22 protein-coding genes are annotated in these 20,054 nt (G+C 59.3%); 6 read left to right on the top strand and 16 right to left on the bottom strand.

Annotation, left to right across the window (positions count from 1 at the left end; translation table 11 throughout):
- Positions 1–476 precede the first annotated feature (476 nt).
- On the bottom strand, positions 477–914 hold the full coding sequence (locus tag FYK55_RS24280; RefSeq protein ID WP_150079220.1) for a cupin domain-containing protein: 438 nt from the start codon (positions 912–914) through the stop codon (positions 477–479).
- A gap of 111 nt (positions 915–1,025) precedes the next feature.
- On the opposite strand from FYK55_RS24280, the gene FYK55_RS24275 reads away from it, so the two are divergent.
- Entirely contained in the window at positions 1,026–1,373 is a 348-nt protein-coding gene (locus FYK55_RS24275) for a winged helix-turn-helix transcriptional regulator (protein WP_150079219.1), read from the top strand.
- 29 nt (positions 1,374–1,402) lie between these two features.
- On the opposite strand, the gene FYK55_RS24270 is transcribed toward FYK55_RS24275, so the two are convergent.
- The 5 genes from FYK55_RS24270 to FYK55_RS24250 form a co-directional block, all read right to left on the bottom strand.
- A complete protein-coding gene (locus FYK55_RS24270) occupies positions 1,403–1,900 on the bottom strand; it encodes a GNAT family N-acetyltransferase (protein WP_235908944.1) in 498 nt (165 codons plus the stop codon).
- Positions 1,897–2,739: a PhzF family phenazine biosynthesis protein gene (locus FYK55_RS24265; RefSeq protein WP_150079218.1), complete on the bottom strand. Its 843-nt coding sequence runs from the start codon at positions 2,737–2,739 to the stop codon at positions 1,897–1,899. Before FYK55_RS24265 ends, FYK55_RS24270 begins: the two co-directional genes overlap by 4 nt.
- A gap of 215 nt (positions 2,740–2,954) precedes the next feature.
- A complete protein-coding gene (locus tag FYK55_RS24260) occupies positions 2,955–3,761 on the bottom strand; it encodes a hypothetical protein (protein ID WP_150079217.1) in 807 nt (268 codons plus the stop codon).
- An 83-nt stretch (positions 3,762–3,844) separates the two neighbouring features.
- Complete coding sequence (locus tag FYK55_RS24255) at positions 3,845–4,666, bottom strand: hypothetical protein (protein WP_161604726.1); 822 nt, start codon at positions 4,664–4,666, stop codon at positions 3,845–3,847.
- Positions 4,667–4,813: 147 nt separating this feature from the next.
- Entirely contained in the window at positions 4,814–6,118 is a 1,305-nt protein-coding gene (locus FYK55_RS24250; protein WP_150079215.1) for an RNA polymerase sigma factor, read from the bottom strand.
- Between the two features lie 231 nt (positions 6,119–6,349).
- On the opposite strand from FYK55_RS24250, the gene FYK55_RS24245 reads away from it, so the two are divergent.
- Complete coding sequence (locus tag FYK55_RS24245) at positions 6,350–6,943, top strand: sugar O-acetyltransferase (protein ID WP_261344968.1); 594 nt, start codon at positions 6,350–6,352, stop codon at positions 6,941–6,943.
- Between the two features lie 229 nt (positions 6,944–7,172).
- Here the strand turns inward: FYK55_RS24245 and FYK55_RS24240 are convergent, their stop codons facing one another.
- Positions 7,173–7,565: a CoA-binding protein gene (locus FYK55_RS24240; protein WP_150079214.1), complete on the bottom strand. Its 393-nt coding sequence runs from the start codon at positions 7,563–7,565 to the stop codon at positions 7,173–7,175.
- Positions 7,566–7,814: 249 nt separating this feature from the next.
- Positions 7,815–8,651 carry a methyltransferase domain-containing protein gene (locus FYK55_RS24235; RefSeq protein WP_150079213.1) on the bottom strand — a complete coding sequence of 279 codons (837 nt, stop codon included), beginning with the start codon at positions 8,649–8,651 and terminating at the stop codon, positions 7,815–7,817.
- Between the two features lie 177 nt (positions 8,652–8,828).
- On the opposite strand from FYK55_RS24235, the gene FYK55_RS24230 reads away from it, so the two are divergent.
- The gene (locus FYK55_RS24230) at positions 8,829–9,209 is read left to right on the top strand and encodes a hypothetical protein (protein ID WP_150079212.1); all 381 of its coding nucleotides are present in this window, start codon (positions 8,829–8,831) and stop codon (positions 9,207–9,209) included.
- A gap of 115 nt (positions 9,210–9,324) precedes the next feature.
- Here the strand turns inward: FYK55_RS24230 and FYK55_RS24225 are convergent, their stop codons facing one another.
- The gene (locus tag FYK55_RS24225) at positions 9,325–10,287 is read right to left on the bottom strand and encodes a hypothetical protein (RefSeq protein ID WP_150079211.1); all 963 of its coding nucleotides are present in this window, start codon (positions 10,285–10,287) and stop codon (positions 9,325–9,327) included.
- Positions 10,288–10,572: 285 nt separating this feature from the next.
- Between FYK55_RS24225 and FYK55_RS24220 the strand changes: the two genes are divergently transcribed.
- Positions 10,573–11,016 carry a PGPGW domain-containing protein gene (locus FYK55_RS24220; protein ID WP_150079210.1) on the top strand — a complete coding sequence of 148 codons (444 nt, stop codon included), beginning with the start codon at positions 10,573–10,575 and terminating at the stop codon, positions 11,014–11,016.
- 268 nt (positions 11,017–11,284) lie between these two features.
- On the opposite strand, the gene FYK55_RS24215 is transcribed toward FYK55_RS24220, so the two are convergent.
- From FYK55_RS24215 to FYK55_RS24200, 4 genes are all read right to left on the bottom strand, one after another.
- Positions 11,285–11,716 (bottom strand): OsmC family protein, encoded by a 432-nt coding sequence (locus FYK55_RS24215; RefSeq protein WP_150079209.1) that lies wholly within the window; start codon positions 11,714–11,716, stop codon positions 11,285–11,287.
- A 205-nt stretch (positions 11,717–11,921) separates the two neighbouring features.
- Positions 11,922–12,926, bottom strand: coding sequence for an NADPH-dependent aldehyde reductase Ahr (gene ahr / locus FYK55_RS24210; protein ID WP_150079208.1), 1,005 nt, complete (start codon positions 12,924–12,926; stop codon positions 11,922–11,924).
- A 70-nt stretch (positions 12,927–12,996) separates the two neighbouring features.
- Complete coding sequence (locus FYK55_RS24205; protein WP_150079207.1) at positions 12,997–13,785, bottom strand: SDR family NAD(P)-dependent oxidoreductase; 789 nt, start codon at positions 13,783–13,785, stop codon at positions 12,997–12,999.
- 24 nt (positions 13,786–13,809) lie between these two features.
- Positions 13,810–14,880: an alpha/beta hydrolase gene (locus FYK55_RS24200; protein WP_150079206.1), complete on the bottom strand. Its 1,071-nt coding sequence runs from the start codon at positions 14,878–14,880 to the stop codon at positions 13,810–13,812.
- Positions 14,881–15,226: 346 nt separating this feature from the next.
- Between FYK55_RS24200 and FYK55_RS24195 the strand changes: the two genes are divergently transcribed.
- On the top strand, positions 15,227–16,069 hold the full coding sequence (locus tag FYK55_RS24195) for a glycerophosphodiester phosphodiesterase (protein WP_150079205.1): 843 nt from the start codon (positions 15,227–15,229) through the stop codon (positions 16,067–16,069).
- An 8-nt stretch (positions 16,070–16,077) separates the two neighbouring features.
- Here the strand turns inward: FYK55_RS24195 and FYK55_RS24190 are convergent, their stop codons facing one another.
- Entirely contained in the window at positions 16,078–16,668 is a 591-nt protein-coding gene (locus FYK55_RS24190) for a DUF456 domain-containing protein (protein ID WP_150079270.1), read from the bottom strand.
- A gap of 292 nt (positions 16,669–16,960) precedes the next feature.
- Here FYK55_RS24190 and FYK55_RS24185 point away from each other — a divergent pair, with 292 nt between their 5' ends.
- Positions 16,961–17,695, top strand: coding sequence for a hypothetical protein (locus FYK55_RS24185; RefSeq protein ID WP_150079204.1), 735 nt, complete (start codon positions 16,961–16,963; stop codon positions 17,693–17,695).
- A 329-nt stretch (positions 17,696–18,024) separates the two neighbouring features.
- Here FYK55_RS24185 and FYK55_RS24180 read toward each other — a convergent pair whose 3' ends face one another.
- Both FYK55_RS24180 and FYK55_RS24175 read right to left on the bottom strand, forming a co-directional pair.
- The gene (locus FYK55_RS24180) at positions 18,025–18,993 is read right to left on the bottom strand and encodes a hypothetical protein (protein ID WP_150079203.1); all 969 of its coding nucleotides are present in this window, start codon (positions 18,991–18,993) and stop codon (positions 18,025–18,027) included.
- Between the two features lies 1 nt (position 18,994).
- Positions 18,995–19,945 (bottom strand): hypothetical protein, encoded by a 951-nt coding sequence (locus FYK55_RS24175; RefSeq protein ID WP_150079202.1) that lies wholly within the window; start codon positions 19,943–19,945, stop codon positions 18,995–18,997.
- Positions 19,946–20,054: the final 109 nt, after the last annotated feature.

Below are 20,054 nucleotides of genomic sequence, written 5' to 3'. Positions count from 1 at the left end.
AAAATAGAAACAAACTCGGACGCTGGCCTTCCGTGAGAATGCACAACCCGGCGTTTTCGAAAGACACCAACCTGGAACAGCCTGAGAGCGTCGGTCGTTCCCGATCGGTGAGCGGGCACGCCGGATAGGCGTGCCCTTGAAGATGCTCGGTATCAAATCAAAGTCGGACGTGAATCCTCTCACGCCGTGCTGCCGTGGAAGCAGTTTTTATTCCGAGACTCGGCAACGACGCGACATTTGAAATCTTTGTCGCGTCGGGGGATGATGCGGACTCTCAGGCCTCCTAGCGGCGCTTTCCAGCGCCGTGCTGAATTGGATGGCCCGTTGACGTGCCGCGGGAAATTTGGGTGTTGCGGATAATGCGGCTTGGGTGCCTGTTTGGCGGGCCGCGGATGAGTTGAATTGAGGCATCACCGGCACGCGGGCACTTTCCGACCGCAAGTGCCGCTACCATCAGCAGTTGGGTAGATCTGGATTCAATTCCAGACGGGTGTTCCCGCGACGAGTTGACCGTCGGAAACGTTGCGGGACTTCAACGTCCCGGAAACAGCTTGCACACAAATAAAGTTCAGGGCCTGCTGTTTGGAAGCACGGAGGCACCGGACGCCCGCGGGCGCGACCCGGACCGCCGTTCCCTCGACCAGGGGCAGGCATTGTTCGTCGATCCAGAACTCGCCCTGTCCCGAGACCACGATGTAAATCTCTTCGTGTTCGGAGTGGCGGTGCAGGAACGGTACTGATTGGCCGGCTTCGATTCGATTGAGCGAGATTTCGGCCCCGTCGGAGTTCAGTCGCTCGCTCAGGAATAGCTTTCCGGATCCTCGAAGCGATCCGAGCTCGAACACGTGGTTCGCCATTTCTGACCAGGGTCCGGCATTGAAAGTTGAGTAGTTGTCCATGTTTGTCTCAAGCATGTGGAATCACTTTCGCGACTTGCACTTTGCAAGTCGCGAAGCTTGCATTATGCAAGTGCTGGAGATAAAGTGTCAAGTGATTGAGATGTTCTTTTCCGAGTCGATCCAGAGATGAAACGCAAGCGACGCTCCCCTTGTCCTCTTTCGTGCACCTTGGATCTCGTTGGGGACCGCTGGACGTTGCTCGTCATTCGCGACATGGCGTTGGGACGCAGCCACTTCAAGGAGTTTTCCGAGTCGCCCGAGAAGATCGCCACGAACATCCTTTCCGACCGATTAGCGAAATTGGTCGATGCAGGATTGGCGGAGCGGTATCCCTCGGTCGAATTTCCAGGCCGCGACGCCTACCGTTTGACCGACAAGGGGCAATCGCTCCTCCCGGTGCTGAAAGCGATTGCCGACTGGGGACTGGAAAACATCGAAGGAACGCGGGTGGGTATCAAGGCACGAAAGAAGTAGACAAGCGTCTCTCGACCGTTTCCGTGCAATCAACTCGATTCCGGAAACGCGTCCGCAAGTTTCCACCGCATCCGAAAGTTTGTGAAGCGTTCGCCGCGGTAAGGGACGCTCTGCTGACGGACGGTCTGAAAGCCCATTGCCGCGAAAAAGGGCTTTGCGGTGATGCTGGCGTCCGTGGTGATCGATCGGATGCCCAGCTTGTGGGCGCGCTCGGCCAAGGCGGACACCAGTTCGCGGGCGATCCCGCGGCGTTGATGCTGGGAAGAAACGAACAATCGGTCCAGATGCCCGTCCCGAGTCATGTCGGTGAACCCGACGATAGTCTCTCCTTCGCACGCCACCAACGCGACACGATCCCGAAATCGCTCCAGCCACGCCACGCGATCAACATCTTCCGGCGCCCACGCTCGCACCTGTTGCGGTGAGTAATCGCGGCGGTTGATTTGATGGACCGTGTCGTGAAATAACCGAAGGCACTCATCTGAATCCTGCGGTCGAAAGTTTCGGATCATTCGTTCGCTATTCATCGCGGTTCGATCCGAAGTTGGGCTTCCAGGACGGTCACCGCCTTTCCGGACAACTTGACGCGTCCGTCGCCGACCTCACAGAGAACAGATCCTCCTCGAGATGATGCCTGGTAGCCGACCAGACTGGTCTTTCCCAGTCTTTCGGACCAGTAGGGTGCCAGGCAGCAATGGGCGGACCCGGTCACGGGGTCTTCATCGATGCCACAGCGGGGCGCGAAGAATCGAGACACAAAATCGATCCCCGCGTTTTCACTGCGAGCCGTCACCATCACACCGCGGGTTTCGATCGCCGAGAGCTGGTGCTGGTCCGGGGCCAGCGATCGAAGCGTTTGTTCATCTTCGATCACAACCATCAAATCATACGCCGTCGTCAGGATGGTTGCCGACCGAAGGCCCAGTGCCGAAAGCAGGGCGGCGGGATCAAAACGGAAGGCGTCGGCGGGCGCTTCCGTGCAATGCTCCTTCGGTGGCGTCGCGGGAAAATCCAAGCTGATCACTTCGCCTTCGCGAAGGCACCGCAAGTTGCCGCTGCGGGTCGCGAAGTTGACGGCCGCATTGTTTTCCGAGAATTGTGCTTGCCAGATCACGTGCGCGGCAGCCAACGTCGCATGTCCGCAGAGGTCGACCTCCACCCGTGGTGTGAACCAACGCAGTTCATAGTGATCAGGCTGATTGGCCGGCACGACAAAGGCCGTTTCGGACAGATTCATCTCCGCGGCGACGCTCTGCATCCAACCGTCACTTGGGAATTTCTCCAACACGCAGACCGCAGCCGGGTTGCCCGTAAACGGTTGATCGGCAAAGGCGTCGATCTGCCAAAGACGAATCGGGTGATTCATGGTCCGTTGCTCGCGAAGTAACCAATCAAGAGGGAGTGAACGCAACTTTCACGGAGTGAAAGGCGACAATCGAAAACCAACCCAGGTTGATTGTCATTTCTTCGGACGCCAGCGGCCCGTCGACGGTTCGCGACGTTGCTTCCAGGACAGGCAAAATTGACAACGAGCACGGGCTTCGCTCTTTTAGAGCTCCAGCGTTTCCCCTTGAATCCCGATCACTCCGTGTGATCGCCGGTGGGAGAGTTCGGAGCGGGACGCGTGGCGAGTCGGAACAGCGCATACTGTCCGGCGGCCATCCAGAGCACAAACGCCGTGAGCGCGACCGCGACCCAGAAAATCCAACCGCTGCTCTTGGCCTCCAGACTCGTCGCCAGCGTGCGGACGTCGCCAAGGCGTTGCTGAAAGTCGCTGAGCCGCGTTTCGACGTCGGAAACCGTTGCGATCAAGGCCGAGGCTGTCTGCAAAGCCGGCTTTGCAGACAGCGTTTCCGAGGAGTCTTCCCGTTCGCCGGACCATCGTTGTGACAGCAGATCCACCTTTTCGCTTGCGTCGGTGAGCTTGGAACGCAGATCCTGGATGTCGGTGCGGAGCCCGTCCAAGCGACCGGGATCGACTGCAAGACCGGCTTCGTGCGCCATCGAAAGGAGCCCGTCCGCATGATCGGCGGTTGTCGACGCCATTTGCATCCAGTGATCCGCTTGTCGCAAGCCAAAGGAAAACCGATCGAGCTTCTGAGACAGCTGCATTCGATCGTCAAGTTCCTCCACCGCCTCCACCTGGGACCACGCCTTCAGCTGGTCGACGACACCCTGCGCCGTCAGCTTCGATGATGCAAGCTGGTCGCGAGTCCGCTCCAATTGTTCGTCCGCGGCGACCAGGGCAGAATCGGCTTTCCGAAAAACCTCGCGATTGACACGGTCCAACCGCGAGCGGATTGTCCACAATCCAAACAGTGCGACCAGGCACAGCGCGATCCCCAGCACGCCAAGAATCATCGGAATTAGACGCAGGGCACGTTTCATCGGTCCGTCTTTAAGCCAGTGTTTTCTGTAAAGGAAGGTCTGATCTGCGATTGGTATCTCTAAAACCGCCGATGCCGAGCGGATCACTTCGTCTCGGATTCCCGCTCGACCGATGGAGTCGGCGTGTGTTCCGATTCTCGCAACAAAAAATCCGAAAGCTCAATCGTCGTATCCAGTAATTCCTGCCAGTCGCTGCCGGCGATTAAATCGTTGGCATGCACCAGGCGGTCGCGCAGGGCTTCGACGCGTTGAAAAAAACGGTAAGCCTTCTTGTTCGATTCAAATCCTAGCCAGGCGGCTCCGTCAACGCATGCGAGCAACAAGTCACGTTTATCCGCGATTTGCAAACAGTCGGCCAGATGGAGTTCTTCGCCCCGATTGCTCCGGTCTTGATGCAGTCGCCGGGCTTTTTCAAGCCGGTTCACATTCAGAACCGAACCAATCTCAGTATCACCGTACCGCTGTTGGACCAATTCCAGAAGTTGCATTTCAAACAACGAAATCAAGCCGAACAACAACATTCGAAAGGGAGGGCGTTGCAAATCACTTCGTGACACGAAACCGCTGGGAAGGTCGCCGCGGCGGACAAGAAACCAGTGGCGCGTCAGCAATCTGGCAATCAGATGCAACATCGGCGCGTGGGCGTCAATCAGATGGTCCGCCGTCAGCGGATGAACCCTTGCCTTGCCGTCCGCGCACCGTTTCTCTCGTAAGTCGACGTATCCGACAACGGAGTTGTGATGCAGGACGCCCGCGATCGAAAATCCTTCTTGGCGGAGACGGTTCTCGATCGCACCCGAGTCACCGTCAAGATCAATCGACTGCAAGGGTCGCGCAAGATGACGCACCTGCAGCCAGTCGCCGAGCACGATTCGCAGCTCTCGGCTGACGCTGGAGTGAGGCATTGAAAAACTCATCGATCCGCTCTCGCTTGCGCGGTCCGTCGGGAGGGCGACCCGATCGCAAAGTCAGTTTACCTCCCCGCGGGATGGTCGTCTTCCTCCGTGCTTCCAAGAAACTGCCGCGGATCGGACCGATGAAAGTCGATCGCGTCAGGATCCATCAGCGCGATCCGTTCCTTGCGGTCCTTGTCGCGACAGATCGTTCAGCTTGGCGTCCAGAAACCGTTGTTGCGATCGTTCGTGAGTCAGTGTCCGAGCCGTGCGAAACGCCTGAGCCGCCTGATCGAGCTGGCCGATCCGACGGAGCAGTTCCCCCCGTGCGGAATGCGCCAGGGCGTATTGCTGCAGTTCCCCACGTGCCAGAATCTGGTCGATGATTTCCAAACCGGCGGCGGGTCCGTCGCGCATCGCGACCGCGACGGCTCGGTTCAGTTCCACGACCGGATTGCGATCAGAGCCCACGAGCAGATCGTACAGCGCGACGATCTGTGGCCAATCGGTTTCCTCGGCGGTGGCAGCGTCGGCATGGACCGCGGAGATTGCGGCTTGAATTGTGTACCCACCGGCCTGTCCCGTCAGCAGTGCCGATTCCACCAGTTGCTTTCCCTCCGCGATCATTTGGCGATCCCAACGCGACCGATCCTGGTTTTCGAGCAACACCAGGTCACCCTTCTCGTCGGTTCGCGCATCGCGTCGCGATTCATGCAGCAACATCAACGCGAGCAGACCCATCGCTTCGGGAACCGAGTGGAGTTCCAGCAGCAGTCGACACAGACGGATCGCTTCGCTGGAGAGTTCGACGCGCGTGAGAGATTTACCGCGAGTCGCGGAATACCCTTCGTTGAAAATCAGATAGATGACCGAGAGAACACCATCGAGCCGTGCGGGGAGTTCGCTTTGGTCGGGCACCCGAATCGGGATGCGGGCGTCGCGAATCTTGTTCTTTCCCCGCACGATCCTTTGTGCCATCGTGGATGGGCTGGACAGGTACGCACTTGCGATCTCCTCGGTGCTCAACCCACAGACTTCGCGCAGCGTCAACGGGATCTGGACTTTGGGGTCGATTGCCGGGTGACAGCAGGTGAAAATCAGCCGCAAACGATCGTCCTGAATCACCTGTTCCGATTTTTGCTGATTGCTCTGTTCCACCCGCTGGATCCTGGCGACGATCTGTTCGGAAGAATCCCTCAGTTTCGCCTCCCGTCGAATCCGGTCGATTGCTTTGAACCTACCGGTGGAGATCAGCCATGCGGCGGGGTTTTCCGGAACCCCTTCGGTCGGCCAGCGTGCCGCGGCCGCTGCAAACGCTTCCTGCAACGCGTCTTCAGCGAGATCAAAATCACCGAGCAGTCGGACGAGCGTTGCGAAGACCTTGCAAGCGTATTGAGCGTGGCATTCGGAGATCTTCGTCGCGAAATTGGGATCGCTGTTCGCCTGGCTTTCAGTCGGCCGCATTCATTCGTTCTCGGGACGTGCGTGGAAGGGGTGGCAGGGTCTGTCGAAACGGCGTTCAGCCGGATAGGCTTCCCGCATCGGAGAGAACGCGACGATCGCCGTGGCTGGAGGGATCACGATTCCGCTAGCAGCGGCCCGGTTCGTCGCAAAACTGCGACGCGTGCGGGCCGGCGGAGCCCTGGCAAAGCGTTTTACATTCTAGAAGTGGTTGCATCGAAGGGGAGTCGCATCTTGTCCGAATCGGAATGGCAAAAGATGATTGCCGGGCAGCTGTATGATCCAAATGACACACAGTTGTCGCAACTGCGTTTGATCGCCCGGCGTCGCTGCCGCGAATTGAACCAGCTGGAGCCGGGCAAGGACACGGAGCAGCGTCGTCTCCTGATCGAATTGTTCGGCGCCGGTGGCGAATCCGTGGGTCTGGAACCGCCGTTTCATTGCGATTACGGCAAGAACATCTTTTTCGGCCGCGGCGTCTACTTGAACTTCGATTGCGTGATCTTGGACGTGTGCCCCGTTCGGCTGGGCGACAACGTTTTGCTGGGTCCGGGGGTGCATCTTTACACCGCCACCCACCCCCTGGATGCCTTGCAACGACGGTCGAAGGAATCTGGCAAACCGGTGACGATCGGTTCAGATGTCTGGCTCGGCGGCCGCGTTGTCGTCTGTCCCGGCGTGACCATTGGTCCGGGAACGGTGATCGGAGCAGGCAGTGTTGTCACGCGTGATCTTCCGGCGGGCGTGTTGGCTGCCGGCAATCCCGCGCGAATCATCCGGGCGTTGAACCCGGCGGACCGCCGGAGTGAAGAGGCCGATGGTGCTTAGGTGGACAGCGCCGCTTTTGGTAAGCCGCGGGTTTTCTCGCCTCAACCGGCGGCTAACGCCTTGCCGCTCATTGCACGGCAATTCCAGGTGTTTTTGATTGAAAGGGGCGCTGGCCGGCTAGGTGTCCGTTGGACTTTGGAAAGTGTGCTCTGCAAGAGCTGCTGAAATGAACGCAGCTTTCACGGAGTGAAAGGCGACAATCGAGAATCAATTGGCGATGAACCACCGTTCAGTGCTGCAGCGAAAGTGCGACCAGCACGCAGCTTCCGTCATCGATCACGGTCAATCCGGCGTCTCGAGCGGAACGGCTCGCCTGGGCATCTTCTGCGCCGGGTTGCATCCAGATGTGTTTGATTCCGGCTTCGATTGCATCGGCAACGAGTCGGCGAGTGACTTCTGGCGGCGTCACGATCGACAGTGATTCAGGTGTCTGGGGAAGATCCGCGATCCGCTGGTACGCAGGATGCCCTTCGATTATTTCGACCGCCGGGTTCAGCGGATAAGTCTCGCGTCCGCTTTCGATCAAGGCGCGAAAGATCTTGTTGCCATATTTGTGTTGCCGCTGGGAGGCTCCGGCCACCGCATAGGTTGATGCGGAGAGGAAGTTTGAAATCGCATTCATGTTTCGTTTCTGACTTCGCCAATCTTGTGTAAGGGTCCGTGGATCTAAACGAGGGGGACGTGACTGGTGAGTCCCCGGGTCGCCCCCTCGCCCAAAGAATTCACAATTTCGCTGGCCAGCGTGAATTCAAGGTAACAACATTCATCCCGTGACTTGCGAGCCTGATCATTGATCCTGAAGTAGCCCCGTGGAGGGAATGAACGCACCTTTCACGGAGTGAAAGGCGAAGATCGAGAAATCAGTTGGCCGTCAGCTCGGCCGCTGGAAACACAGCAAATCCGCTGCCAAAGTCACGTCGACCGGATCTTCGAATCTCATGCGAGATTGCTGCGAGTGCCGTTGGCCGCGATAAGTCATCGCCAGGGCGTCCTGAATCGCATCCGGCACAAGCCGGACGCGATGGTGCCAGTTCTTGTGTTCAATGAATTCCAAGTTCACCTCGGCCATCGATTCCACCACCCGCTGCCAACGGCTGCGTCGATGACCTGCTTGTTGAACTTGTTCACGCAGTTCGATCAGGTCGTTCTCGGCCGGTACGGCCACCACACATCGACCGGCGGGGGCGAGCACACGCGCCATCTCCACGACGGGTCGGCGACCGAACAGGGAGAGCAAACGATCGACACTGCCGTCCGCCGCGGGAAGCGTGCGGTCTGCATTGGCCAGAACCCAAGTTGCCTCCGGCCAGCGGCGGGCGGCCAATTTGATTGCCCGTTTCGACAGGTCGATCCCGCAAAACCCCGACGCCTGCTCAGCAAACAAAGCCTCTCCGAACGAACCTTCGCCACATCCCAGATCCAAGGTGACGGGTGGCGCATCGCCATCGGAATTGGTTCCTGCCGCTACCCAGGGGAGAAGCGATTCCACCAGCCCTTCCATGTGGCCTCGTTGCAGCCACCGATGCCTGGCCATCACGGCTTCCTCGGGGTCACCCGGGTCGCGTGATTTGCGATCCTGTGGTTGAAGCAAATTCCAGTACCCGCCTTTCGCCCGGTCAAAATGGTGTCCGGCTGCGCACACCAGACTGGACTCTTTCAGCTGCAGCAGCTCGCAGCATCGCCGGACGGTACATTGCAGGGGAAACATCGGCGCAGCATACCGATTGGGCTCTGACGGCGACAGAGTGCCCACGAACGGGATGGACATCCATCAGGACACTGGCCCGACGCGGTCGACCGAGCACTCGGTGTACAATCTTGTCCACACCAGCCTCATTCCGGTCGTGTCTTGCCGGGACTCTCAGGCAAACCCCAAGCGTTCACGATGGATGACAACCGATCCGACAGAGACTCACCGGAACCACCGCGAGAATCACGCAAGCACCTGCTGGAATGGTTGCTGCCGGAGATTGATATCTACTACCTGGCCGTCACCCTGGTGGTATCGCTGTTGCTGATTGCTTCGCTGGGCCCGGTGCGTTCACCGACCTCGGAGATCGTCTTCGTCGGAGTGGTTGCCTTGGCAACCAATGTGCTGCTGCTGGCGCTCTGCTTTGTCGGACTGGCCCCGTGGGAATTCTCCCGCTCCGCCGTCGGTCGCTGCACGATCTGGTCGCTCGGTAATTTTCTTTGCGGGACGGTGTTAACGTTCTTGATACTGTCACTCCGTGCCTTGTGGGCACTCGCATTCGCGGGCGGCGGTTAGATCCGTCGTCAGGCACAGCCTGACCTACGGGAACTGACCTACGGGGCCCCAGTCGCGAAGCGACGGCAGCCCCCTGCCGTCGGCGTGAGCCGACGGAAACGGCGGCGCTACAGAATCAAAACACGTGATAGGCTTTTGCATCAAGCTGCTCAGCCAGCGACGGGTCATTTGCGCGACGCATCAAGTCGTAGTAGCCATAGGGATACTTGAAGACGTGTCCGATGCCGAGAGCGTGATCGCCGCGCCGCTTCCAGTAGTCGGCGTCGACGGGACGAAGCGGGCTCGGTCGGTGGTCGGCGATCTTTCGGTCGTCCGGCGAGGGGCCTTGTCGCGTCACCGTCACATACTTTCGGAACGCCGTTCGGCATCCCTCGGCCCATTCGACATCACCCATCGCCGCCATTTCGACCAAGGACTGCCCAAACGTCAGCATGTGCCCTGCGAAACCTTGCCCGAAACCGACAAACCGGTCAATCGCATCGCTCGCTTCATTCAGGATGTAGCGTGACGCTGCTTCGGCGTCCGTAAACGGCGGCGGATCAACGTCCGACGCCGGGTCCACATCGCGCCATGGCTTGAACGAGCCGATCAAACGACAAATCCCCTGGACTCGCTCCGGGGTCGCTGCTTCGGGCAAAATCCGAAACCCTTTGATCGCGAGCATGGCAAAGATTGCGTTATGACCGACTTCACGCAGTACCTGTCCGCCATCCATCAGCGCCGCACCGATTTTGTCGATCGCGTCTGGATCGGGGTCGGCTTCCGGAAATGTCTGACAAAGCTTGGTCGAAGCCCAGTTCAAGTCGAACAGTTCGACAATTCTTGCCGCGGCGGCATCCTCCAACTGGTTGTCAACGCACAGCAAGTGCGCCGAAACCATCGCGGCACCGCGATGGCCGTCCGCAAAGTAGTTCATGTCCGCCGCCCTCGCGAGCGCGTTCAGACCCAGTAGTACCAATCGTTTGTTGGCAATGTCGTGTTCTTCCGCCCAACTGCTGCGGGCGGCCAGCCAGCTGCCTGCACCAAGGAGTGCGGAACTTTGCAGGGCAAATCTTCGGCGATCAAGGGAACGTTTCATGGGGCTGCGGAGATCGGTGGGTTGTTAAGCAGTCTCAAGGCGGGAGGTTCCGGCGGACGACGGGTCTGGAGCTGCTAGCTGATGGCCGCACCAACAAGTCCCGTGATCCGATCTCCCTAGGATACCAATTGCCGGCTGCGACGCTGAAAGTAATTCACGCTGAGGATCTCGGAAATCCGCCAACAACACGGGTCAAAGTTCTCGGCCGATCGCATGGCACATCGTGGCGGGCTGGATCCTGGCAATCGAATCTGTCAGGATTCCGGTCCCACGAACAGGTAGGCGATGACGGTGACCAACGGGCCCGACCGAATGATCTGGCAAGAGATGAATGAAACGTTGCTTTGGTGGCTGGTGGCCGCTTCAGTCGCAACGTTCGTGATCACCCTGCTGGCGATCCCCGCCATCATCGTTCGGTTGCCCGCCGAATATTTCTGTCACAGGCGCCGCCATCCCGATCCGCCGCAAGGGGCTGCGGCCGTGTTGTACTACGGGTGGCTGATTGCAAAGAACGTCGCTGGCGTGGTCATGATTCTGTTGGGAATCGCCATGTTGGTTCTGCCCGGGCAAGGGATCTTGAGCATCCTGATCGGAATGTCGTTGACCAATTTCCCGGGCAAGTATCGCTTGGAACGATTTCTGGTCTCACGCCCACCGGTCTATCGATCCATCAACTGGATTCGGGCACGCGCCGGACGATCCCCCATCAAGGCCCCGGATCTCTCATAGCTGGACGTCACCCCTCTCAAGCGAAAACACCGAGACTTGCAGTGCGATGAGCCGCACGAACTGCATTCTACAACGAGTGGGTTCGGATACGGGGAACGTGGATTCCGCCGTCTGGCGACGGCAGCTACGAAAGCGCACTCCGCCGTCTGGTGACGGCAGGTACGAAAGCGTCGAGTCCGCCGTCTGGTGACGGCAGCTACTGGGAATGTGGGTCCGCCGTTTCGTGACGGCGGCTACGGGGAACGTGTTTCGAAAATACCGACAGCTTCTATCCGATGTCGGTCAGGCGGGCCGTCATTGAGATCTCGGCATTGAGCAATTTGGACACGGGGCAGTTTTCTTTGGCTGTGCTCGCAGCCTGTTCAAAGGCCTCCGGCTGGGCCCCGGGGACGATGGCGTTGACGTCCAGATGCACCCGGGTGATCGCGAAACCACCGTCCTTCTTTTCCAGTGTGACGGTGGCCTCCGTTTCGATCTGTTTCGCCGTCAGCTCGGACTCGCCCAAGATCATGGACAGCGCCATCGAAAAACACCCTGCGTGCGCTGCGGCGATCAGCTCTTCCGGCGTCGTCCCGTCACCACCTTCAAAACGTGATTTGAAGCTGTAGGGCGCGCCGCGAAGAACACTGCTGTCCGTTTTCAACTCTCCCTTGCCGTCTTTCAGGCTTCCATTCCAAACGGCTGCTGCTTTGCTTTCCATGACAGGCTCTCTGATGCGTTGTGTGAGAATCCAGAGCCGCCCGGCGGATGACCGTTGCGTTTGACACCGGTTCTCGGCCGAAGGGTCCGTTTCTTTGAGATCTTAATATCAGGTGCATTTTCAATGCCAATCCGCTCCGCCCACACCCGCAGAGCGTCGAACGATCAACATGATGCTTTCCAAGCTGCACGCTTCCAAATCGCAGCTAGCGGGTGAGCACGATCCGGTACCGGGGAGAGCCGTGGCGAAGCTTGTCCATGGCGTCATTGATCTGTGTCATTGGGAACACTTCCGTCATCGGCTTGATGTGGTGCCGGGCGACAAAGTCCAACATCAGTCGCGTTGTCGCAATGCTGCCGGTCGGTGACGAGGATAAAGATCGTTGCCCCATGATCATCGGGAACACCGTCGCTTCGACCTTGGGCGCCGCCCCGACGGTGTGCAAAACGCCGCGTGGTGCCAGCGTTTGGATGTACGCATCCCATGGCAGATTCGCGTTGGTCGTGTTGAGGATCAGATCGAATCGCCCGGACTGCTGGGCCAGCGCATCGTCTTCGGATGTCGCGACGAAATCATCGGCGCCCAGTTCGCGGGCTTCCGACTCCTTCGAGCGGGTGCGGGAGATCGCGGTCACTTCACATCCCCACGCGTCGAGAAACATGAGTGCCATGTGCCCCAATCCGCCGATTCCCACCACCCCCACACGCGATGTCGGTGACAGGTTCATTTGGACCAGGGGATTGAAGACGGTCAACCCGCCACAAAACAGCGGGCCCGCGGAAAGTGCGTCGACGCCGTCGGGAATCTTTGTTGCCCAACCCCAGTGGCAGCGGACTTTGTTCGCAAATCCACCGTGCTGATGGGTGATCGTTCCTTCCACCGATGGGCACAGATTGTGGTCCCCCGCCAGGCATTGGTCACAGTGCATGCAACTCCGACTGCTCCACCCCAATCCCACCCGGTCTCCCACTTGCAACGCCGGGACATGTTCTCCAATCTGAGCCACCCGTCCCACGACTTCGTGACCGCCAACGAATGGGTACTCGGTCATGCCCCATTCGTTGTCCAACATTGACAGGTCGCTGTGACAGATGCCACACGATTCGACATCGATTTCGACGTCGTCGGGCCCGAGATTCGGTGCTTCATACTCATACGGTTCCAACTCCGCTTCGGCGGCCTTGGCGGCATAGGCTTGAACGGTGGTCATCGTGGGGTCCCTCGATCGAATGTTGGACGAGTGCAGATACCAATGTTGGACCGCGTCGTCGGTCGCTAAATCAAAAGCAGGTATCGACGATTCCGCCATCGCAGCGGACCGCGGCGCCGGTGGTTGTCCCCGCCTGTTCGCCACACAGGTAAGTTGCCATCGCCGCAACCTCCTCCGGCTTTGCAAATCGCTGGATCAGGGACGCCGGGCGGTTCTCCGCAAAGAAGTTCTTCTTCACGGAATCCAGATCCCCGTCTCCGGCAAGGCTTTTGACGAATCGTTCCACGCCTTCGCTCCAGGTCGGTCCGGGCAGCACGCTGTTGACGGTCACGCCGGTGTCCTTCAGGGTTTTGGCCAGGCCGCGCGAAATGGCCAGTTGAGCAGTCTTGGTCATGCCGTAGTGCACCATCTCCACGGGAATGTTGATGGCGGACTCACTGGCAATGAACAAAATCCGTCCCCAACCGCGTTGCCGCATCGACTCCATCACGCCCCGCGACATCCGGACGCCGCTCATCACGTTGACCTCGAAGAACTTTTGCCAGTCCTGGTCCGTGATTTCTTCGAAAGGTTTCGGTTCGAAAATCCCCGCGTTGTTGATCAGGATGTCGATCGGCGCGACGTCCGTCGCCCGATCCAACAAGGTTTGGCAGCCCTCGTCGGTGGAAACGTCCGCCGCGACGCCGATCGCCTGGTCGCCGAGGTCCATCTGCTTCAGCGCGGCGTCAACGGATTCCTGGCTGCGACCATTGACCACCACGCGAGCCCCCTCGGCCGCCAGAGAGTTGGCGATCGCTTGACCAATTCCGGCCGTTGATCCGGTCACCACAGCAAACTTGTCGGTCAGCTTCAAATCCATCGGTCACCCTCGCGCGGTTGAAAATCATTGGTCGGTTTCGTAGCCGTCCCACATCCAGACAAGCGTGTCGGCAAGCGTGTGCTTGAACACGGTTTGGTCACAATGCTTGGTTCCGCGGCTGAACACGTAACGATAATCGTAACCCTTCGCAGCCAAGGCTTCGGCCGTCCGTTCGTTCGCCATCACCCAATTGTGGTAGGTCTCTTCCGGATCATTCGCCCGCAGGTCGTTCTCCGAAACGTGCGTAAAGATTCGCAAGGGCTTCTTCGGGCTGTTCTCGATCAGCTTCATGCCCGAATGATACTCCCAGGCGCCCAACGGAAACTCAGACTCTTCCGGGGCATCATCATCCTGCTGGTCAACGAAGGTTCCCGAGTAGGTGATCAATCGGCGAAACAGGTCTGGCCGAAACCAACCCATCGTCAACGCCGCCGCACCACCGGAGCTGCATCCCATCACGGCTCGTCCCCAGGGATCCGCCGTGAAAGCAATGTGCGGATAGGCTTTCAGAATTTCAGGGTCGGCCAACACCGCGGGCAGCACTTCGTCGTTGATGAACCGCGCGAATCGATCCGACATCGTGTCGTATTCCAACCCTCGTTGACTGCCTTTGCTGTCATCACCACCGTTTTCGACGGCAATGGTGATGAACGCGGGCAATCGGCGGTTTGGATCCTCGGAAATCGTCAGGTTGTCGACCGCGTTGCGAACCAGATCCAATCGGCTGGGGCCGTCCAGCGTGACCAGCACCGGGGCCTCGGTGCCATCTTGGTAAGCGGCTGGCACGTACACAAAAATTCGTCGTTCGCTGCGAACCGTCTTCCTCGGGTCCAGCGTGGCATCATCCCCGCGAAAGATCTTGCTGTCGGCAAGCGGCATTGAAAACTCAAACAGCTTGCCCTTCGGATTGCCACGATCGGTCAGATCCGGATCCACCCGGTACTCCGGGCCGACCACGTGGTTGCCGTTGCCACTTTTGCCGGACGATTCACTGGTCGAGTCGGCGGAGACCGCAAGCTCAACAACCCCGAGAATGACGACGACACATGCGGCAAGACGCAACAGATAAAACCGAGAGGACGTTTTGAAAGGCATGGGGATTCGGCAGCGTGAAGTCAAGGAGCGGGGGAATTGCACGGTGGCGGTTGATTGTAGTGGATCCGGTCGCGTGGCAAGCCTCACCACAGGCAAAACCCCATCTCAATCGTTGCACGCGAGAACTCCCTTTCAATCGTATTCCGTCCACTGAACGCTTTAGATTCTGTGGAGGGGAACGGCGTCGCATTCCGCGCGGCATGACTCTAGAATGCGGCCGATTCAAATCCACCCTTCCTTCGTCGGAAACCGGTGCGTTCGGCGGCCAGCAAGGCTGGCTACGCCAACGGCGCGGCGCTACCGCCGCCGACGAATTCGACGTGCCCCCTTCCCTCTGATCGACAGCATGATCCGTCCCACCCCGTTGTTTCTCGTTTTGGTTTTTCTGATGGCAGCCTGCAAAACTTTGCCGGCCCAGTGGATTGTGGGCCACCGTGGCGCATCCTTCGACGCGCCAGAGAATACCGTGTCGGCGTTTCGGCTCGCGTGGGACCAAGGTGCCGACGCAGTGGAAGCCGACTTTTATCTGACTTCCGACGACAAGATCGTCTGCATCCACGATGCGGACACCGAGCGCACGACCGGCGTCAAGCACGTGGTCGCGCAGACACCCCTGGAAACGTTGCGAACGTTGGACGCGGGAAGCTGGAAAGACGAACGTTGGCGAGGTGAGCCGGTGCCCACCTTCGAGGAAGTACTTGCGGCAATTCCGGACAACAAAGGTTTCGTCATTGAATTAAAGATCGGCCCGGAAATCGTTCCCGTGTTAGAAGCCGAGATCAAACGTCTGAATGCTCCGCGCGATCGATTGATTTTTATCAGCTTCAAAGCCGACACCATCGCCGCGTGCAAACGAGCCTTTCCCAACATGCGAGCGCACTGGTTGACCAGCTTCAAGCAGCACGCCGTGACCGGTGAATGGCAACCGACCGCATCGGAGATCGCTCGCACGGTCAAAGAGTGTCACGCCGACGGCGTCGGGATGAAAGGAAATCGAGAGGTGATCGATCGGGAATTCATCGAGCGTTTGCGACACGAAGGCTGTGGGGAGTTTCACGTCTGGACCGTCGATTCGCCCGACGATGCTCGGTACTTCAAGCAACTGGGTGCGGCCGCGATCACCACGAATCGTCCCCAATACATTCGGGAAACTCTGGACGGTCAGCCGGCGGGCACGGACGACTCCTGACCTTCCGGTCACAACACGACGGCAAAACAGACAATGATCAGGATGACAAATCCGGCCGCGAATTTTCCCAGGGTCCCGAACGTGCGTCCCCAGAACGTTGCCTGACCGATCGTCCAATTCTCTCGCCACGGTCGTCCATCAGACCACTCCCCATACATCGCGCCGGCTGACGCCCCAACACCCCCAAACAGGATTGCGGCCAAGACGGATCCGACGACCGGGATGGGAATGCCCACGATGGCGCCGAGGATCGCGCCAACCATCGAGCCGATGATCGCATACATCGTTGATTTCCGGCTCGCCCCCGCTTTCCTCGCCCCCACCGCTCCAGCTGCGAACTCGATCAGCTCGCCAACCAGAGCCACCACAAACGTTACCAACACCATCGTCAGACCGATCGCAAAGATCCCATCGGTAGGCCCCAGCCACGCGTAAATTGCGATCAGCAACACGGCCAGCCAGTTTCCTGGCAACGCCACCAGGTTGCTCAGCCATGCCACGGTGCAAGCCAGGACCAATGTGAGCGCCAACAGCAGCGCACCGGTGGGTTCCAACCACTCGGAGATCGCGGCAATCAACAGCGGGTCAGGCAAAGCCATCCGTTCGACGAAGGTTAGCAAGTTCAATCTCCCAAAGGGCCATGCAGCGAAAGTCGTCCGCCGTTTCGTGGTCGAAATGAAGCGGATGGAGGAAACAATGGTGGATGCAACCGCCGTGCCAGCCGTTGACTGGTCCTCGAACCGTCTGGGCAGGGCAACGTCCGAGACATCGGCGGGTTTCTTCTTGTTAGATTAGCGGGTTGAGTTGCCGCTTCGAAACCGGGTGTTCGCAGCATCGGCGATCGGGATGTCGCCGTTCGAGAAGCCTTTCCTTGACGGACATCGATCCAAGATGGACGACGCAAATCCGAACCCCTACCAGGCTCCCGCGACCGACACTCCGACGGAGGATCCGGGCTGGGGAGACCTTCCCGGCGAGCGACCGCTACAGAACTCGGACCGGTCGTGGGTCGGTCAAGTCGCTCGCGGAGGCAATTGGATGTTTACCGGGTTGCTGTTGGGGTTTTCGGCGGACATTTTTGCCGGGTGGATCCCGTCACTGGCGCCGGTCATCAAGTTCATTCCTTCGGCGATCTATTTCCTTGGCATCTGGATGCTGACATCCCCGGAGCCGGGGAAACGCGTGGCAGGGTGGGCGATGCGTGCGCCAACGCGTGGTATGAACACCTTGTCGATGTTGTCCAGTTGCGTGCTGGTGTGGTTGGACTACTTCCCGACGATTGATTCCAATTGGCTGCGTGGGCTGGGGATGCTTTTCTCCGGGGCCGCACTCGTCCCGACTGCGTTCTATTTTTCCGCACTGTTTGCACGGGTTCCGAACCTCGCTTTGGCAAAACAGTCGCGGCTCGTGTTCCTGGCTTTGGCGATCGTGTTGCTGGGGGCCGGTCTGCTTTCCATGCTGTTCGCATCCAACCCTTGGTTGATCTCCGAATCAAACAGCAAGTCGCTGTTGTTGCCGCTGTCGGTCGTGTTGATCCTGAGCACCATGGCGTTGGTACTGTGGAGGCTTTGGCTGCTGTCTCAATTTGTCAAAGCATTGCATCGGCTGCGGGAACGAGTCGGCTGAAGACTGGTTGCCGTCAACGCCTTGTGATCGAATCAACAGGGAACCGCTCTCGCCAGAGCCTGGTTGCCCGCCGTCTGGCGACGGCAGCTACGAACCCGTGTGGAGCCACGCTCGCCAGAGCGTGGTGGGCCTGGTTGCCCGCCGTCTGGCGACGGCAGCTACGAACCGCGTGGAGCCACGCTCGCCAGAGCGTGGTGGATCTGGTTGCCCGCTGTCTGGCGACGGCGGCTACGAAACCGCGCGGAGCCACGCTCGCCAGAGCGTGGTGGGCTGGTTGCCCGCTGTCTGGCGTTGGCAACTAAGAGAATTTCGTATGGATATTCAGAGCCCTAGCCGGATGCGGCAAGCACGCCCAACACGGCGACCGCCAGCGCGATCGCTGCCAGGACCACCAAGACCATTTTCGCGTAAGAGTAGGGAGCCGATCCGACCAAATGTTGAGTGTTCTGGCCACAGATCACCACGCGGTGCGTGGAATCCTTGTAGCGATAGGCCAGCACGTACGCCGGCAGCGACAGACGCCGTGTCTTCAGCCCCTGGACGACAACGGACACACGAACGTTGCGGAACTGGGATCCGGGACACTCGTGGTTCTGGACCTGTCGTTCTGCCATGGACGTCAAGGACCATTTGACTTGACGACGTGCTTCCGATCGAGGGACGTCAAATCGTTCGATGGTTGCATTTTGGGCGCCCGTTGGGGAATCGTCGACGACGGATAGGTCCAAGCCGCGACTGACAACCGCGGCTTCGTCCACCGAAAGTCCGCGTGAAGCGGACGCGAGAACGTTTCGAAACTGGACACTTGTTTGACCAGCATGGGGCGCCCAACTGGAGCGGCCTGCGCCCGCATCTGAGTCTGCTGTCCAGCTGATATGACAGTCCGCGTCAAAAACCCATGCGACCCACCACAGCGGTCGCAGTTCCTGCAGTTGGGCAGAGGACCGGAGATCGGAGGGGCGAAACCAACCCAGCGTTCCGAGCCAACGACGCAAGGCCTGGCCGGCCTGGTCGGGGGTGACCGTGAACGGCAGGTAGCCCGAGGTTTGTTCCATCGGATCGACGATGGTTTCGATTGCCACGGTGCTTTTGCAAAACGAACACGTTGGCAGTTGTTGGTCCGGGTCGTACGTGATTGCCGCACCGCAACCTTGGCAGCGCAGGATCGTGATCTTTGTTTCCGCAGCCGGCTGGATGTCGGCCGGTGCCGCTTGCCCGCAGATCGAACAACGGAGGTCGCCCGACTCCAGCGGAGTTCGGCATCGATCACAAACGGACGTGTGGGTCGAGGCGTTCACGCTATTGAGACAGAGCCAGAATGAGGACAAATGCCAGGACCAACATCAGACCGACGCCCACCGCGGCAGCAATCTTCCATTGCGAAATCGGCGTGTCACCGGCCACGCGACCGGTTTGGCCGTTGACGAGGATTCGCACCGGAGGCTTGTCCGGATCATACCGGACCGCGTAGGACCACACGGGAAACAACACCAGGTCGATCACTTCGCGGGACAGCTGGACCTGGTAGCGAAGGTTGCGATGAGAGTCGCCCGGCATGAAGTTTTCAAGTTTGCCGCCGACCTTCGCAACGGTTTCGTCGTGGGCCAGGCGGAAACATTCGTCCTGTGTCCGCGATGGCTCCTCGGCCAGCCAGCCGGCCAAGATGGAAGGAGAAAACCGCCGCGGTCCCCGCAGGTCAAACGGTTCGATCGCCTCCAGCGCGGCGTTGCTCACGCCGCGCGACGCGGTGACCACCACGTCCATCACGTACGACTGGTGATTGCCACGCAGCGTTCTCCATTCCGTTTTGGTCACGGTTCGTGTCCGCACAACTGTCTTGCCGTTGGCATCGGTCGTCGTGTACGTCTCCGTCACCGTGTAGTTCTCGCCGATCTCGGCCGAAAAGGTCGAGTCGGAGACGGCACCGTACAAATACGCAGGCAGGTAAACACCTCGCGTCAATTCCGGCGCCGCTCGCTTGAAGTCGGAACGGGCAAACATGCTGCGGCCTCCGATCCAGCGTTTCACCAGGGCGGTAGCTCGTTCGTGGTCGACCGCAAACCCGATCACGAAGGTTGGCCTGGGAAGATCCTTCGAGGGTGGCCGCTGAATGACCGACGGAGATGCACAATACGGGCAAACCGTCGACACCAGGTGGGGTTGCAGCAGCAGTGTCGCTCCGCAGGATTGGCAAGCGATTTCGACGTAGTCGGACGATGATTGCGATTTGTTCGCGGAGGTCGTCGACATGAACGGCGGGATTAAATCGGAGGAACGTGTGATCTTGGGGGGCTGGCCAGGCCGCAGACACTGGGGATATCTGACGCCGGGAATATCTGACTTCACCCGCGCCGTGACG

Source organism: Roseiconus nitratireducens (genome assembly GCF_008629675.1).
GTDB classification, from domain to species: domain Bacteria; phylum Planctomycetota; class Planctomycetia; order Pirellulales; family Pirellulaceae; genus Stieleria; species Stieleria nitratireducens.
The sequence above is the reverse complement of the archived record's forward strand: the minus strand, read 5'-3'. Positions and strand labels throughout refer to the sequence as shown.